We start from the raw sequence: 16,700 nt of genomic DNA, 5'->3' as shown, positions 1-16,700 counted from the left end.
GGGCCAGCGGGACTACTCTCCACCGCCATCACAGTCCGTTACCGGAAGTGAGACAGGGCCGTTCGGGCGGGGCGACAGGTGCAGGTCGGCGGCCACCATGCGGCGGCTGGTGGGGAGCTCCAGCGAGCGGGTCACGGAGCCGGGGTTGAGGCCACCTGCGGCCCGGCCGATCAGGGTGAAGGTGCGTTCGCCGTGCCCGATGGCGCCCAGGACGGTGCGGGCCTGTACTTCGGTGGGGAACTCGGCGGCCAGGGTGCGCTCTCCGCTCACCAGCAGCGCCGAGGTGGGCCGTTGCAGGGCGTGATGCAGATAGGCCCAAAGGTCTGCGCCCTGCGGCCATTCCTCCAGGATGAGGGGGAGGCCGCCGCTGACGAGGTAGGGCATCTCGTCGAGCACGACGAGGCTGGGCGCATCGGTTGGGCAGCGCGGAAGCGAGCAGGCTCAGAGCCGCGTCCCAGGTCTGCGGAGCCGCGAAATCGGCAAAGCGAGCCGCATCGGGCAGGCTGGAGGCAGCCACCTCGGCGGTGAAGCCCGCCAGATCCTCTTCCCGGGAACCGCCGACCGCGGTGAAGAAGACGTGCGGCAGGCCCGCATGCTCCAGGAACTCCTCCACCAGCCGCGACTTCCCCACCCGCCGGCGCCCCCGGATCAGCACCGCACGCCCCGGCTGCCCGCTGCGCCCGCCCTGACCGAGGGCAGCAGATCCTCCAGCATTCCAAGCTCATGTGCCAGGTGGTACCGCGGGGAGCCCCGCCTCTCGCGGACACCACAGACCAAGATCCGGACCAGGCACGGACCAACTCGGCTCCGCACTGGGCCATTCCAACCGTTTACGCAGGTCAAAAGCAGGAGGAGTCGTGTACCACCAGCAGACGAAGAACCCGCTGTCGAGTGCTCCCCCCACGACTGGCCAAGTCCCTGCCGCTTTCGGCGCAGGCAGCTACTGACAGGCCAACCCACTTCACAGCGTTCGCCAGTACGCGGCTACCTCCCGATTCAAGCACCGCGCTCCGCGCGTGCCGCGAACCGCATGGCCGACCGGCGACCGGGACATCGCCCGATCTGTGACTCATGCCCGATATCTACGCCGCGTAGTCAGCACCAAGTCAGCACCGGAGAGGTGGGAACGGGTGCTGACGTGGGCCTTTGGTCAGCACCAAACCAGCACGGGAGTCAGCACGGCGTCTCCAAATCTGCCCGAACAGTGCAACTCGGACAGTGGCCTCCGAAGGTCTCTTGAGCCGGTTCGACGGGCTCGGCAACACGGCCCCGGGACCGCCATCCCCACCCATGAGCCCGGAACTGTGGTGTCCCACCACATACGCCTCTGACCTGGGCGTTCCTACGGTGTGGCGACACGTCAATCGTCCCCGTCGAACACCGGGAAGTGGTGCCGATGTCCTCCCCCGCAACCGTTCCCCCACCGCCCGCCAGCCTCCCCCGCATCGTCGCCGCCAGCCTCATCGGCACCACCATCGAGTGGTACGACTTCTTCCTGTACGGGTCCGCCGCCGCGCTCGTGTTCAACAAGCTGTTCTTCCCCGAGTCCGCCCCGCTCGTCGGCACGCTGCTCTCCTTCCTCACGTACGCCGTGGGTTTCGCGGCGCGGCCGCTCGGGGCGCTCGTGTTCGGGCACTTCGGGGACCGGCTCGGGCGTAAGAAGCTGCTCGTGGTGAGCCTGCTCATGATGGGCGGAGCCACCTTCGGCATCGGCCTTCTGCCCACCCACGCCACGGTGGGGGCCGCGGCTCCCGTGCTGCTCACGGCGTTGCGTCTGGTGCAGGGGTTCGCGCTGGGCGGCGAGTGGGGCGGGGCCGTGCTGCTCGTGTCGGAGCACGGGGACGCCCGGCGGCGCGGGTTCTGGTCCTCGTGGCCCCAGACCGGCGCCCCCGCGGGCCAGTTGCTGGCCGCCGGGGTCCTCTCCGCGCTCACCGCGCTGTTGAGCGATGACGCGTTCACGGCATGGGGCTGGCGCATACCGTTCCTGCTGTCGGGTGTGCTGGTGCTTGTCGGCCTGTGGATCCGGCTCTCGGTCGACGAATCGCCGGTGTTCAAGGCCGCGTTGGCGCAGGCCGAGGCCCGCGAGGCGGACAGCGTCACCGAGAAGCTGCCGCTCGTCGCGGTGCTGCGGGACCACTGGCGCGATGTCCTGGTCGCCATGGGGGCCCGGATGGCGGAGAACATCAGCTACTACGTGATCACCGCCTTCATCCTGGTGTACGCGACCGCCTCGGCCGGAATGGCCAAGCAGACCGCGCTCAACTCCGTGCTCATCGCCTCCGCCGTGCACTTCGTGGTGATCCCGGCGTGGGGCGCGCTTTCGGACCGGATCGGGCGCAGGCCGGTGTATCTGATCGGCGCCCTCGGCGTCGGCGCCTGGATGTTCCCGTTCTTCGCACTGATCGACACCGGCGGCTTCGCGAACCTGATCCTCGCCGTCACCGTCGGCCTGGTGTTCCACGGGGCGATGTACGCGCCGCAGGCGGCGTTCTTCTCTGAGATGTTCGCGACCCGGATGCGGTATTCGGGGGCTTCGATCGGCGCGCAGTTCTCCTCCGTGGCGGCCGGTGCGCCCGCGCCGCTGATCGCCACGGCGCTGCTCTCCGACTACGGCACGTCGACGCCGATCGCGCTGTACGTCATCGCGGCCGTGCTGCTCACCGTGGTCGCCGTCGGGTGTGCGAAGGAGACGCGGGAGAGGGATCTGGAATGCATTGACAGTGCTGGACAGGGTGCTCCCGCCACATCTTCACGCGGGGTGGATGCCCGAACTGCCTGATGTCTGGCGGGAGTTGGGTGGGGTGGCGGTGTGGTGCCGCCCCACCCTTCAGGGCGTTATGGCCGGCGCCGCCACATGGAGGCGCAGGGCCAGCTGGATTTCCAGGGCGCGGGCGGGCGTCTGCCAGTCGGGGCCGAGGAGGCGGCCGATCCGTTCGAGGCGCTGGGCCACCGTGTTCACATGGACGTGCAGGTGCTCCTTGGTGCGGGCCGGGCTCATGCCGTTCGCGAAGTACGCGTCGAGGGTGCGGACCAGGTCGCTTCTGCGTTTCCTGTCGTACGCCACGACCGGGCCGATCGTGCGGTCGACGAACCCGCCGATGTCCTGGGTGTCCGCGAGCAGCAGCCCGAGGAATCCGAGGTCCTGGGCGGCGGCTCCCTCGCCGGCGCGGCCGAGCAGGCGCAGCGCCTCCAGGCAGCGGCGGGCCTCGGCGTACGCGGTGGCGACCGCGGCGGGTGTCGCGGCGGGGGCGGCGACGACGACCGACGCGCCCACCGTGACCGGCTCGTGGAGGGCGGTGCTCAGCTGTTTCGCCGTCTGCCGGGCGATCTCGGCCGGGGTGTCGCCCGGGCCCAGCGGAAGGAGCAGCACCGTACCGCCGTCGCGGGTCGAAGCCAGGCCGTGCCGGGTCGCGGCCAGGTACGCGGCGGCGGAGCCGATGCGCCGGCGGTCCGCAGTGCGGCGGGCGGCGGTGCCCGGGTCGAGGCCGTCGATGCGGGCGGCGAGCACCACGTGCGGGGCGTCGAGGTCGGCCCGCAGCCTGGCGGCGCGTTCGCGCAGCAGGCGGGGGTCGCGGCCCGGCGCGTCCAGGAGGTCGTCCAACAGCTCGCCCCGCACGCGTTGTTCGGCCTCGCCGGCCGAACGCCGGGCGAGCAGCAGGAGTGAGGTGACCAGGGCGGCCCGCTCCAGGGTGCGCCGGTCGACGGGGTCGAGGCCCGGCTGGCCGTGCAGGACGAGGGCGCCCAGGAGCTCGCCTCCGGCCGAGACTCCGGCGAGCCAGTCCTCGCCGTGGCGCAGCGCGTGGCCGTCGGTGCCGCTGAGGCGGAGGACCGCGGCGTGGGCCGAGTCGGCGTCGGCGAACTCGACCGTCCCGTCGAGGACTTCGGACACCGCGTCGGCCACGTCGTGGACTCCGCCGCCGCGCAGCACCAGTTCGGTGAGCCGGTCGTGGACCTCGGAAGCCCGTTCAAGGACCGCGCTGTGGTCCCGGATGGTCTCGTTGGCCTTCTCCAACTCGGCCAGCGCTGAGCGGGTTTCGGCCAGGAGGTTGGCGGTGTCGATGGCGACGGCGGCGTGCGCGGCGAAGGAGCCGAGCAGGGCGATCTCCTCGCGTGCGAAGACCCGCGGGTGGCGGTCGGCCGCGAAGAGCACCCCGATGACGGTGCTGCCGAGCATCAGCGGCACCCCGAGGATGGCGACGAGTCCCTCGTCGCGCACGCCGGTGTCGATGGTGCTGGTGTGCTGGAAGCGTTCGTCGTCGAAGTAGCTGGAGGTGACGTACGGGCGGGCGGTCTGCGCGACGAGCCCGCCGAGCCCTTCGCCCATGCCGAGGCGCAGCTGCTGGAAGCGGGCGGCCACCGATCCTTCGGTGACACGCATGTAAGTGTCGCCCGCGGCACGGTCGTTGAGGCTGAGGTAGGCGACCTCCGTGCCGAGCAGCGAGCGGGCCCGCTGCACGATGGCGCGCAGCACGGCGTCCAGGTCACGCAGGCCCGCGAGGTCGTGGGCGGTCTCGAACAGGGCGGACAGTTCGGCCTCGCGGCGTCTGCGTCCTTCGAGGTCGGCCCGTACGCGCAGGGCGAGTTGTCTCGCGGCGTCCAGGGCGGCGAGCGCCTCGGGCGGCGCGCCGTCGGCACGGGCGAGGAGCGCCGGGCGGTCGTACGCCTCGGCCGGTGCGCCCCGTGCGAGAAGTTCCAGGTAGGGGGCTTCGGGGTGGTCGTGGGGATGCGCTTGATCGTGGGACATGGTCACAGGGATACCTGCCGGACGGTCGGCCTCGCCAGGCCTGTGGACAACTCTTGAGGGGTGCAGAACAAGCGGGAGTACGGCGGTCGCCGATGCTCAGTGCGCGGTCCAGCCGCCGTCCAGGGCGAGCGAGGTGCCGGTGATGAAGGAGGCCTGCGGGGTGCAGAGATAGGCGACCGCTTCGGCGACCTCGTGCGGTTCGACGAGCCGCTTGAGTGCCGCGTCCTTGAGGAGCACCTCGGTGAGCACGCGCTCCTCGGGGATGCCGTGCGCCGTCGCCTGGTCGGCGATCTGCCGTTCCACCAGGGGCGTACGCACATATCCGGGGTTGACGCAGTTCGAGGTGACTCCGTGTGGGGCGCCTTCGAGGGCGGCTGTTTTGGAGAGGCCTTCGAGGCCGTGTTTGGCGGACACATAGGCCGACTTGAACGCCGAGGCCCGCAGGCCGTGCACCGACGACAGGTTGACGATGCGGCCCCATTCCTGCCCGTACATGTGCGGGAGCGCGCCTCGGATCAGCCGGAACGGGGCTTCCAGCATCACGGTGAGGACGGTGTGGAAGACCTCGGGCGGGAACTCCTCGATGGGGCGGACCAGTTGGAGCCCGGCGTTGTTCACCAGGATGTCCGTTCCGGCGGCGGCCTGTTCGGCGGCGTCGAGGTCGGTCAGATCGAGGACGAGCGGCTCCATCGCGCCGCTGAGCCCGGCGGCCTGAGCAGTGAGGTCTTCGAGCCCTGCCGCGTCCCGGTCCACCGCCTTGACCTTGGCTCCGGCCGCGGCGAGCCGCAGGGCGCAGGCCCGGCCGATGCCGCCCGCGGCGCCGGTGACGAGCGCGGTGCGTCCGCCCAGGTCGACGGAGACGGAGTGCGGGAGGGGCGCGGGGGTGAGGGGCACGGTCATGCTCCTGACCCTAGGCAGCCCGCCCCTCACCCACCCATGTGGTCAGCGCACATAGTTCAGAGCCCAGTGCTGGGCTGGAACCATGTGGGGCTGTCCGACTGCGCCTGCTTGATGCGGAACAGCGCGAACTCGCTGAGCTTCGGGAGTGCGTCCATGGCGAACCAGCCCACTTCGAGGGACTCCTCGTCGTTGACACGGGCCTCGCCTCCGATGGCCCGGCAGCGGAAGGTGATGTCCAGGAACTGGCACTGGTCGCCGTTGGGATAGGTGATGGTGCTGTGCCCTGCCTCCACCAGGACCACCCGCTCGGCGACGCACCGTACGCCGGTCTCCTCGTACACCTCGCGCACCGCGGTGTGGGCGGGCTCCTCCCCCGGCTCGGGAATGCCGCCGATCGTCGACCACTTGCCGTTGTCCGCCCGGCGGCCGAGCAGGACCCGGCCCTCGTCGTCGAAGACGATCGCGCTCACACCGGGCAGCAGGAGCAGCTGATGTCCGGCGAGGGCCCGGATGTCTTGAATGAAGTCGGGAGTTGCCATGCCCCGACCCTAACCGGCCGTCCGGAACCGGCCAGTCAGTTCCCGGTGCCGCGCCGCCCCCGCACGGACCGGGTGATCGCCCAGGCCAGGCCCGCGGCGGCGGCCGCGACGAGCGCCCACTCGGGCAGCGTGCCCAGCTTGGTGGCGGGCGTCTGCGAGGAGCGCAGCGGCACCTTGGCGACGAGCGAGGCCGGGGTGAACATGGCGGTCTTCTGGACGACCTTGCCGTCGGGCATGATCACGGCGCTGACGCCGCTGGTGACCGGGACGGTGACGGTCCTGCTGTGCTCGACCGCCCGCACCCGTGACATGGCGAGCTGCTGGTAGGTCATCTCGCTGCGGTCGAAGGTGGCGTTGTTGCTCGGCACGGAGATCAGCTGGGCGCCCGCCGTGACGGTGTCGCGCACCGCCCAGTCGAAGGCCGCCTCGTAACAGGTGGCGATGCCGACCTTGGTGCCGGCCATGGTGAACAGGCCCGGCTTGGTGCCGCGGTTGAAGTCCTCGCGGACCATCGAGGTGTAGCCGGGGGCGAAGGTGCCGATGAGTCCGCGCAGCGGGATGTACTCGCCGAACGGCTGGATCTGCCGCTTGTCGTACGTCGCGACGGGGCCCAGCTTGGGATCCCACTGGACCTGCTCGTTGTAGAGCTTGGTGCCGTAGCCGCCGACGACGGCGCCGACCGAGATGGGTGCGCCTATGGCCTTGGCGGCCTGGTCGATGACGGCGCGGGCGTCGTCGTCCGCGAAGGGGTCGACGTCGGAGGAGTTCTCCGGCCACAGGACGAAGTCGGGCTGCGGCTCCTTGCCGGCCCTGACCTGGTCGGCGAGCCGCAGCGTCTCGCGTACATGGTAGTCGAGCACGGCCCGGCGCTGGGAGTTGAAGTCGAGGCCGAGGCGGGGCACGTTGCCCTGGATGACGGCGACGGTCGCGGTGCCGTCCTCGGCGGAGTCGCTGACCAGGCCCCGGGCGCCGAACGACGCCGCGACCGGCACGACGACCGTGAGCAGCGCGGCCGCCGCCCCCTTGCGGACGCTCCCGGTGCTCCGGAGTCGCAACGCTTGCCGTACGCATTCGTACAGGCCGAACCCGCACAGCACCACGGCGAAGCCGAGTACGGGGGTGCCGCCCAGGGCGGCAAGCGGCAGGAAGGTTCCGTCGGCCTGTCCGAAGGCGACCTTGCCCCAGGGGAAGCCGCCGAACGGCGCGCGGGCGCGGGCCGCCTCGGCGGCGATCCACATGGTGGCCGACCACACAGGCCACAGCGGAAGCCTGGAGACCACCGCCATACCCGCTCCGGCCGCTCCGATGAACAGCGCCTCGATGGCGGCGAGCCCCAGCCAGGGCCCGGGGCCCACCTCCACACCGGTCCACACAAGGAGCGGGAGCAGGAAGCCGAGGCCGAAGAGGTAGCCGAGGCCGAGGCCCGCCTTCCAGCCGCGGCCGCGCAGGACCCAGCCGAGGACGGCGAACGCGGGCAGCGCCAGCCACCACAGGGGCCTCGGCGGGAAGCTCAGGTACAGGAGCACCCCAGCCAGCGCGGCCACGGCGGGCCGGGCGAGACGGTTCAGCAGTCCCCGCAGCCGCGAGGGTGCGGCAGGCTGCGGTCCGAGCTGTTCCGGCTCGGTTGTGGGGGTTTCGGTGGTGCTCACCCGGCGGAGTCTACGGCGGGTGGCTGTGTACCGGGGAGTCCGGTCTTAACGCACCGGGCGCCGAAGGTCAGGCCTCGACGGGCTTGGCGGTGCCGAGCAGCCGCAGCCGGTCACGGATGACCCGTACCGCCGCTTCGGCGTCGTCCACGGTGACGGTGAAGACGCGTCCGTCGCCGAGCTTGAGCGCCACGCCCTCGCCGCGGCGTACGACCACGGCGGTGCCGATCTCGGGCCGCCAGCGGTAGCCCCAGCCGCCCCACTGGCGCGGGGTGACGCGCGGCACGAAGTCGGCTCCGACGACGTGGTCGAGGGGGATGGTGCGGCGCGGCAGCCCGATGTGGCCGCAGCGCACTTCCAGGCAGTCGCCGTCGACCTTCACCGATACGTGGACGAAGGCGAGGGTCCCGAAGAGCACCAGGATCCCGGCCGCCAGGCAGCCGACGACGGACATCAGGAGCGGCGCGATGCCGGACGTCCAGTTCGAGTCGACGGCGAGCTCGACTCCGAGCGCGATACAGGCCGCGCCGCCCGCTGCGAGCAGCCACTGGACGCGGTTGGTCGCCCGGCCGGTCCAGACCTCTGGCGCCTGCTCGGCGGCACCGGATCCGTGCTGGGACTCGGGGGGCGTGGGGTACTCCGGGGACGGTTCCCTCATGGTTAGCAGCGTACTCAGGTTCCGCTGCCGCGGCACTGTTCAGCGCTCAGCGAGCAGGGCTGACGGCCTGTAGCAGGCGGCCTTCGGGGTAGGCGAGGGCGACGTCGGGCAGGGTGCCGACGCGGCCGCTGAGCAGCACGGTCAGGCCTCCGACCTGGGGGGCTTCCGGTGCCGGCAGGATCCCGGCCCGGCGCAGGCCCTGGGCGGCCACGGCCTCGGCGCTGCCGAAGAAGGTGAGCGGGCCGCCGTCCGGGCGCAGGGCCGTACGGATGCGTTCGGCGACCAGCTCGTAATGGGTGCAGCCCAGGACGACGGTCCTTACCTCCGGCGGCGTGAGGGCGGCGGCCACGGAGACGGCCCGGTCGATCGCGGCGTCGTCGGCGTGCTCGACGGCCTCGGCGAGGCCGGGGCAGGGCACCTCGGTGACGTGAACGCCGTCGGCGAATTCGCGGATCAGGCCGCGCTGGTACGGGCTGCCGGTGGTGGCCGGGGTCGCCCAGATCGCGAACGGTTCCCCGCCGGCCGCGGCGGGCTTGATCGCGGGGACGGTGCCGATCACTGGGATCCGCGGTTCCAGGGCGGCGCGGATCGCAGGCAGGGCGTGCACGGACGCGGTGTTGCAGGCGATGACCAGGGCGTCCGGTTCAAGGGCTGCGGCGGCCCTGGCCACGGCGAGGGCTCGCTCGGTGACGCCTTCGGGCGTGCGCGGGCCCCAGGGCATGCCGTCCGGGTCGTTCGAGATCACGAGTTCGGCGTCGGGCCGTAGCCGACGTACCGCGGCGGCCGCGGCGAGCAGGCCGATTCCGGAGTCCATGAGCGCGATCTTCACCCGGTCACCATAGTCGACGGGCCCCGGCGAATCCGGCCGAGGTCCCGTGTGGAGCACGGGATGTGGGGCAGACTGCGGCGGATGAGCGCCCTTGCATGGATCGCCCTGGTGTCCCTGGTCGTCTGGCTCTGGCTGCTGCTCGGGCAGGGCTTCTTCTGGCGCACCGACCAGCGACTGCCGCCCCGGGCGGCACTCGAACATTGGCCGGATGTCGCGGTGGTGGTGCCGGCCCGCGACGAGGCGGAGGTGCTGCCTTTGAGCCTTCCCTCGCTGCTCGCGCAGGACTACCCCGGCCGCGCGGAGATCTTCCTGGTGGACGACGGGAGCTCGGACGGCACGGGCGAGCTCGCCCGTTCCCTCGCCGAGCGGCACGGGGGGCTGCCGCTGAGCGTGGTCTCGCCGGGTGAGCCGGAGGCGGGCTGGACCGGCAAGCTGTGGGCTCTGCGGCACGGCATCGCGCTCGCGCGGGCGCGCGAGCCCGAGTACCTCCTGCTCACCGACGCCGACATCGCGCACGGGCCGGACAGCCTGCGGGAGCTGGTCGCGGCGGCGCGCGGCGGCGGCGGCTTCGACCTGGTGTCGCAGATGGCCCGGCTGCGGGTGGCCAGCGGCTGGGAACGTTTGATCGTCCCGGCGTTCGTGTACTTCTTCGCGCAGCTGTATCCGTTCCGCTGGATCAACGCCCGCAGGCCGCGCGCCACGGCGGCGGCGGGCGGTTGCGTTCTCCTGCGTACGGAAGCCGCGGAACGGGCTGGGATTCCGGACGCGGTGCGCCAGGCGGTGATCGACGACGTGTCCGTGGCGCGCGCGGTGCGCGGGTCCGGCGGGCGGGTCTGGCTGGGCCTCGCGGACCGGGTCGACAGCGTGCGCCCCTATCCGCGCCTCGCGGACCTCTGGCGGATGGTCTCGCGCAGTGCGTACGCGCAGTTGCGGCACAACCCGCTGGTGCTGCTCGGCACGATCGCGGGTCTGGCGCTGGTCTATCTGGCGCCGCCGGTCACCTTCGTCGCGGGCCTGGCCACCGGGAGTGCCGGGGCCGCGTGGGCGGGCGGGGCGGCCTGGCTGGTGATGACCGGAACGTATCTGCCGATGCTCAGCCACTACCGCCAGCCGCTCGTGCTCGCCCCGGCGCTGCCGTTCACGGCGCTGCTCTACCTGCTGATGACGGTCGACTCGGCGGTGCAGCACTACCGGGGGCGGGGCGCGGCCTGGAAGGGCCGCACCTACGCCCGGCCCGAGGCCGCACCCGAGCAGCGGTGACGCGGGCTACTTGCGGCCGGGCGTCCAGTTCATGCCCCAGCCGTAGGCCTGGTCTATGGTGCGCTGCGGGCTGACGCCGCGCGCGGGCACCAGGTAGCGGGCCTCGCGCTGGACGACCAGGTCGCCGTTGTCGTTGGTGATCAGGGCGAGCGCGCAGACCGTGGACGGGACGGTGCACTCGTCGAGGAAGAACTCGATCGGCGCGCCGAACTGCGGCTGGAGGGTCACCGTGGCGTGCAGGTCGGCGAAGCTGCGGGCGCCCTCATAGATGGTGACGAAGATCAGCAGGCGGCGGAACTTGTCCTTCTGGTCAAGATTGACGGTGAGGTTCTCGCCCGATTCGACGGCGCCGGTGCGGTCGTCGCCGTCGAGGTGGACGTACGGAGGCTGGTGGAGCGCGCCGAAGGCGTTGCCCAGGGCCTGGACCACGCCCTTGCGGCCGTCGGAGAGCTCGTACAGGGCGCACAGGTCGAGGTCGAGATCGGAGTGGTTGGCGGCGGCGCGGCCCAACTTGGCGCCCCAGCCGCTGAATTGCTTGCGGCTCTGCCAGTTGAGATTGACCCGCATCGCGCCCGAAGTGCCGCCCTGTTTGGCGAGCGAGACCCTGGGCGCGTCCTTGGTGAGGGTGACTTTGGACAGGCGCACAGGTGACGGCGGCGTCAACGGCGGAGCGGTCGGGGGCGCCGGAACCTGGGCGGCCGGCTCGGGCCACACGGGGGCCGGGGGCGGGGTGTAGGCGGCCGGGGCGGGAGACGGCGTCGGCGTGAAGGGCGCCTGCGCGGGTGACACGGCGGGCGGCTGCTGCGGCTTGTCGACGGTGATCCCGAAGTCCGTTGCCAGGCCTTCGAGTCCGCTGTCGTAGCCCTGGCCGACGGCGCGGAACTTCCAGGCGCCCTGGCGGCGGTAGAGCTCGCCGAGGATGAAGGCGGTCTCGACGGTGGCGTCCCGGCTGTCGAAGCGCGCGAGCTCCGCGCCGGTGGCCGCGTCCAGGACACGGATGCCGAGGCCCGGGACGCGGCCGAAGGTTCCGCCGTCGGCGGAGGCGGCGAGCACCACGCGTTCGACGGCCGGTTCCACCTGCGCGAGGTCGATGAACAGGGTGTCCGTCACCGCGTCGGGCCCGGACCGCTTGCCTTCGTGGCGCACGGCTCCCGAGGAGTGGGTGGGCTGGTTGTAGAAGACGAAGTCGGCGTCCGAGCGGACCCGCCCTTCGGTCAGCAGAAGGGCCGAGGCGTCCACGTCGGGGACACCGGGACCGGACCGCCAGGCCAGTTCGACACGCACCGAGTGCGCAGGCACCGGAACATTGGCTCCTTTAAGCATGGACATGCTCTCCCCCATCACTCGGTGCGGTGCCGAAAGATTTCTGCCCCGTCAACCTAGTGCCCGATCGTCCCCCCGGCACCTCTCCCGGCCGCCCGCCGGCAACCCCTGATGAACTGCTGATCACGGGCTGCCGGATCCCGTTCGGTGCCGGCCCGGTTCGCCGGGCCGGCACCGAACGGCCGCCCCGGGTCCCGGCAGCCGCGCACCGTGTGGGTCAGCGGCGGGCCTGGGCGTCGAGCCAGTCCCGGACCAGTTCGTCGTTGGGCGATTCGAGCAGGGCGAAGTGGTCGACCGGCAGCTTGTCCACGGCGTCGTCCGGCAGGATGTCCCGCCACTGGCCGATGGCGTGTCCGCGTGTCCACGGCTTGCCGCCGCCGACCGTGACGGTGGTCGGCCCGCGGCGGGCGTAGTCGATCTCGCCACCGGTGTCGCCCTGCAGGATGCGCACCCGCAGCCCGTCGGGCGGGCTCAGCAGCAAGCCGTCCAGGACCCGTGCGTTCGATTCGTACACCGCCCAGGCGTCCTCGATCTCCTGCTGGCCGGCGTCCCGCGCCAGGGTTCCCGCGTCCTTGGCCGCCGCGGTGACCGCGGCCAGGTCGAACCCGCCGTGCTCGTCGACGAACCGCTGGGCGGGGACGGTGATCGACCAGCCGACACGGACGAAGATGTCGAAGGCGTCCTCCACGCGGACGCGGTGGGCGCCGGGGTCCGGCGGGTCGATCAGCAGGGCCCGCACCGCGTCGCCGCAGCGGTCGTGCAGCCGACGGGCGACCTCGTAGCCGAAGACGCCGCCCAGCGAGAACCCGGACACGCAGATGGTGCCGAACCGTTCGACGCCGCCCGCCAGGAGGACCTCGGCGAGTCCGTCGGCGAGCGCCGCCATGCCCTTGCCGGACAACTCGGGAGGAGTCTCCATGGCCCACACGGTGTCGTCGGCGGGCAGCAGCCTGGACAGTGACGCGTAGCGGGTGACCGCGCCGGACAGTGGTGGCAGAAAGACCCACAGCCGGTCCTGTCCCGCCGGACGCATCCGCACAAGGGTGGTGCCGGTGGTGTGGTGGGCGGTCGGAATCCCGTCACGCCGATCGGCCAAGAGGCGTGCCAGCGCGTCGAATTGGGGTGTCCGGTAGAGCTCGGCGGCGCGCAGGCCCACGTTCAGCCTGCCGCGCACCTCGGTGATCAGCTCGATCGCCCTGACCGAGTTGCCGCCGGCCGCGAAGAAGCTCGTCGACTCGTCCTCGGGCGGGGCGCCGAGGACCTGTCGCCAGGCCCGCCGCAGTTGTGCGGGCACGTCCGTCGGGTCGGCGTCGTCCTCGACGTCCGTGCCCGGCAGGGTCTTCGCCCGGTCGAGCAGCGCCGCCCGGTCGACCTTGCCGCGCGATGTCAGCGGGAACTCGTCGAGGACGGTGACCCGCGAGGGCACCATGTAGTCGGGCAGGGTGGCCGCGAGCCGCCGCACGAGCGCGGCCTCGGGATCCGACGGCGGCGCGAGGCTCTTGTCGAGCCGGACGTACGCGGCGAGGAGCCGGCCGCCGGCGGTGTCGAAGGGCACGACCACCGCGTCGACGACGAAGTCGACGGACAGGAGCCGGGAGACGATCTCACCGGGTTCCACCCGGAAACCGCCGTTGACCTTGACCTGTGCGTCGAAGCGGCCGTGCAGGTCGTAGCCGCCGTCGCCCTTCGCGGTGGCCACGTCGCCGGTGCGGTAGGACCACTCGCCGTCGAGCAGGCAGAACGCCGAGGACGACGCCGCCTGCCCCAGGTAGCCGCGACCGACCGCGACGCCCTGGATGACGAGACCGGATGCGTCGCCCTCTTCACCGAGGGGTTCGAGAAGGAACCGGACGCCGTCGATCGGTGCCCCGATCGCGATGGCGTCGCCGGGCAGCAGGTCCCGGTAGCAGACGACGACGGCCGTCTCGGTCGGACCGTACCCGTTCACCACGCGGGTGCCTCCCGGTGCGACGGTCGCCCAGGCGGCCACCGCGCTCTGGGTGGGGGCCTCGCCGCCGGCCATCACCAGGCGCAGGTCCGGTGCGGTGTGCCCGGCCGACTCGGCCAGCTCGGCGCCGAACCTGTTGAACACGCCCGTCGGCAGGCTCAGCACGGTCACACCGAGCCGACGGCAGTGGTGCAGGAAGTCCTCGGCTCCGCCGTACACGAACGCCTCGTCCCGGAAGACGAGTTCACAGCCGGCGACCATCGACGTGCAGATCTGTTCGAGCGCGAGGTCGAACGCGATCGAGGAGAAGAGCAGTCGGGTGTCGTCCGAGGTCAGGCCGTACCAGTCGATGGTGCGCAGGACGTGGTTCGCCAGCGCGGCCTGCTCGACGACGGCTCCCTTGGGGACCCCGGTCGACCCCGAGGTGTAGGCGACGTACGCGGCGGGCGAGGTGCGCCGGACCAGCCGTTCGTCCAGCGGCGGCCCCGGTCGCGGGCCACGCGTCGGTCCTGATTCGGTGATCAGCGCGGCCGGGCCGCAGTCGTCGACGATCAACTGCTTGCGGCTGTCCGGCAGATCCGGCTCCAGCAGGGTGAAGGCCGCGCCGACCTGGCCGACCGCGGCCATCGCGACGATGGTGTCGAAGCCGACCGGCAGGTCGATGACCACGACGTTCTCCGCCCCGACGCCGAGCTCGCGCAGGCGCGCGGCCAAGGTGTCGGCGGCCGCCGCGAGTTCGCGGTAACTCAGCTTGTGCTCGCCACGGGACAACGCGACCTTCTGGGGACGGTCGACCGCGTGCGCGGCGATCGCGGCATACAGCGTGCCGCCGGTTTCCGAAGTCATCAGGCGTTGACCTTTCGCGAACGGGGAATGGCAGAGGTACTCGTGGTGGTGGGCAGGATCACCAGGACGGCGATCACGGCGACGGACGCCACCGCGGCGCCGGTGATCCAGGCGGCGAGCAGGCCGGAGCTCACACCGTCGGCGAACCACGTCGCGGCCCGCCCGGACCCGTGGGCGAGCAGGTCGTAGCCCTCACTCACCGATCCGGCCGAAGCGGGCAGACCGGGCGCCGACTCGATGTGCTTCGCGTAGCCCGTCGAGAACACCAGGCCCATCACCGCGACGCCCCCGGCGCCCCAGATCTGCTGGAACATGGCGTTCACGGAGGACCCGACGCCCGCATCAGCCGGTCGCAGACTGGTGACGATCAGCGTCAGCGCGGGTCCGACGGACAGCCCCATGCCGAGCCCGCAGCACAGCAGCCCCGCGGCGAGCAGCGGATAGCGAAGATCCGCGGCGGCCATGGCGCACAGCGTGCAGCCGAGCGCACCGAGGCCGAGCCCGGTGGCCACGGTGGCCTTGGCCCCGATCCGCGCGGTGACCGCGACGCAGGACAGCGAGGCGATGGTCAGCCCCACCGCGAGCGGGAGCAGGCCGGCACCGGCCTGCAAGGGGCTCCAGCCCAAGCCGTACTGGGTGAACTGACCGGCCAGGAACACCGTGCCGAACAGGGCGAAGAACAGTCCGGACATGGCCACGACGGCGCCGGTGAACGTACGCGTCCGGAAGTAGCCGAGGTCGAACAGCGGCCGGTCGGTGCGCCGTTCGTGGACGGTGTACCCGATCAGCGTCAGCAGACCGGCGGCGCCGAGGCCGAACCGCAGCCAGCCGGGGAGCCGGTCGTCGACGGCGAAGATGATCGCCGAGGCGAACACCGCGACACCTATCAGGAGCAGCACCGCTCCGACGGGGTCGGGGCGCCTCGTGACGGGCTCGGGTTTCCGGCGCCGGACGAGGGTGGCGGTGCCGATCAGGGCGATCGCACCGACCGGCACGTTGATCAGGAAGATCGATCCGTACCAGAACCGGGTCAGCAGCAGGCCGCCGAGCACCGGGCCGATGGCCACGCCGAGACCGACGACGGCCGGCCACAGCGCGAGCACGCGCCGTCTGCCGCTGTCGGTCAGTTCGTTGGCGAACAGCTTGAAGATGCTCGGCACGATGAACGCCGCGCCGATGCCCATGCCCGCGCGGGACAGCACCAGCATCGACACCGAAGGCACGAACGCTCCGAGGAGCGAGGCGGCCGTGAAGGCGCTGACGCCCACGGCGTACGAACGACGCGCACCCACGCGGTCGACGACGCTGCCCGCGATGATCAGCGACGAGGCGAAGACCAGCATGTACGCGTCGATCGCGAACTGCACGTCCGGCGTGCCCGCCCGCAATGACGCCGATATTCTCGGTACCGCGGTGTTGATGATGGAATTGTCCGCGGACACCATGAAAAGGCTCAGGTACGCGGTGCCCACGACACCGAAGGTGCGCGACCTCATCCTTGGTCGACTTGCGGTCAGCGACATGTGGTTCTCGATCTTCTCGAAAGGCCTGCGGTCGGCCGTTGACCAGGAAATCGACGGCTTCCACAAAAGTGCATATGCCGGGCAGCTGAATCGAGAATTGTCGCTGTTCTGCGCCACGGCAAAAAAGAGGATGCGGAGTGGCTTTCCGGCTGATGGCCTTGTACGCCCCCCACCTGCAAGCTTTTTCGGCTCGCCGGTTTCAGACGCTAGCAGTCCACTGCCGGGAAGATCAATCGCAGGTGGCTCGGATCACACCTGGATCTACCGCCCAGCCGGGCACCGAAGCTCCGCCCCGAGATTAAACCGGTCATTCCGGTGATTACCCGCCACTCCGCCGGAATCCGATGATGATTTTGACTCTGCCTCAAATACATGGACACAGCAAAAAGACGGGAGTTGACTGCCCTTGTCGCAGCGCCGAACTCATAATCCGGCCCTGCATCGAACGAAAGCATTCCCTGCGTCATCGATGAGGGAATTTCAC

Annotated in this window: 13 protein-coding genes; 3 read left to right on the top strand and 10 right to left on the bottom strand. The window is 71.3% G+C overall.

Annotated elements, in window-relative coordinates; translation table 11 throughout:
- Positions 1-12: 12 nt before the first annotated feature.
- A complete protein-coding gene (locus OHA17_RS34450) occupies positions 13-396 on the bottom strand; it encodes a hypothetical protein (protein WP_406509736.1) in 384 nt (127 codons plus the stop codon).
- Positions 397-1,396: 1,000 nt separating this feature from the next.
- On the opposite strand from OHA17_RS34450, the gene OHA17_RS34445 reads away from it, so the two are divergent.
- Positions 1,397-2,779 carry an MFS transporter gene (locus tag OHA17_RS34445; protein WP_406509735.1) on the top strand — a complete coding sequence of 461 codons (1,383 nt, stop codon included), beginning with the start codon at positions 1,397-1,399 and terminating at the stop codon, positions 2,777-2,779.
- Between the two features lie 48 nt (positions 2,780-2,827).
- Here the strand turns inward: OHA17_RS34445 and OHA17_RS34440 are convergent, their stop codons facing one another.
- The 6 genes from OHA17_RS34440 to OHA17_RS34415 form a co-directional block, all read right to left on the bottom strand.
- On the bottom strand, positions 2,828-4,744 hold the full coding sequence (locus OHA17_RS34440; protein ID WP_406509734.1) for a helix-turn-helix domain-containing protein: 1,917 nt from the start codon (positions 4,742-4,744) through the stop codon (positions 2,828-2,830).
- A gap of 96 nt (positions 4,745-4,840) precedes the next feature.
- Positions 4,841-5,644, bottom strand: a complete 804-nt coding sequence (locus OHA17_RS34435) for a 3-hydroxybutyrate dehydrogenase (protein WP_406509733.1) — start codon at positions 5,642-5,644, stop codon at positions 4,841-4,843.
- Positions 5,645-5,700: 56 nt separating this feature from the next.
- Entirely contained in the window at positions 5,701-6,183 is a 483-nt protein-coding gene (locus OHA17_RS34430; RefSeq protein ID WP_406509732.1) for an NUDIX hydrolase, read from the bottom strand.
- Between the two features lie 35 nt (positions 6,184-6,218).
- Entirely contained in the window at positions 6,219-7,832 is a 1,614-nt protein-coding gene (gene lnt, locus OHA17_RS34425; protein WP_406509731.1) for an apolipoprotein N-acyltransferase, read from the bottom strand.
- Positions 7,833-7,899: 67 nt separating this feature from the next.
- Positions 7,900-8,487 (bottom strand): hypothetical protein, encoded by a 588-nt coding sequence (locus tag OHA17_RS34420; RefSeq protein WP_053728586.1) that lies wholly within the window; start codon positions 8,485-8,487, stop codon positions 7,900-7,902.
- Between the two features lie 46 nt (positions 8,488-8,533).
- The gene (locus OHA17_RS34415) at positions 8,534-9,316 is read right to left on the bottom strand and encodes a glutamate racemase (RefSeq protein ID WP_406509730.1); all 783 of its coding nucleotides are present in this window, start codon (positions 9,314-9,316) and stop codon (positions 8,534-8,536) included.
- Between the two features lie 81 nt (positions 9,317-9,397).
- Between OHA17_RS34415 and OHA17_RS34410 the strand changes: the two genes are divergently transcribed.
- On the top strand, positions 9,398-10,576 hold the full coding sequence (locus OHA17_RS34410; RefSeq protein ID WP_406509729.1) for a glycosyltransferase: 1,179 nt from the start codon (positions 9,398-9,400) through the stop codon (positions 10,574-10,576).
- A 6-nt stretch (positions 10,577-10,582) separates the two neighbouring features.
- Here OHA17_RS34410 and OHA17_RS34405 read toward each other — a convergent pair whose 3' ends face one another.
- The 3 genes from OHA17_RS34405 to OHA17_RS34395 form a co-directional block, all read right to left on the bottom strand.
- Positions 10,583-11,917: a TerD family protein gene (locus OHA17_RS34405; protein ID WP_406509728.1), complete on the bottom strand. Its 1,335-nt coding sequence runs from the start codon at positions 11,915-11,917 to the stop codon at positions 10,583-10,585.
- A 199-nt stretch (positions 11,918-12,116) separates the two neighbouring features.
- A complete protein-coding gene (locus OHA17_RS34400) occupies positions 12,117-14,693 on the bottom strand; it encodes an AMP-binding protein (RefSeq protein WP_406509727.1) in 2,577 nt (858 codons plus the stop codon).
- Positions 14,693-16,093: an MFS transporter gene (locus OHA17_RS34395; RefSeq protein WP_406510887.1), complete on the bottom strand. Its 1,401-nt coding sequence runs from the start codon at positions 16,091-16,093 to the stop codon at positions 14,693-14,695. Before OHA17_RS34395 ends, OHA17_RS34400 begins: the two co-directional genes overlap by 1 nt.
- Between OHA17_RS34395 and OHA17_RS34390 the strand changes: the two genes are divergently transcribed.
- The gene (locus OHA17_RS34390) at positions 16,008-16,535 is read left to right on the top strand and encodes a hypothetical protein (RefSeq protein WP_406510949.1); all 528 of its coding nucleotides are present in this window, start codon (positions 16,008-16,010) and stop codon (positions 16,533-16,535) included. The two genes, OHA17_RS34395 and OHA17_RS34390, sit on opposite strands and share 86 nt — an antisense overlap.
- Positions 16,536-16,700: the final 165 nt, after the last annotated feature.

The organism is Streptomyces sp. NBC_00212 (assembly GCF_045206365.1).
Lineage (GTDB): Bacteria > Actinomycetota > Actinomycetes > Streptomycetales > Streptomycetaceae > Streptomyces.
This window is presented reverse-complemented; position numbering and strand designations above follow the sequence as displayed.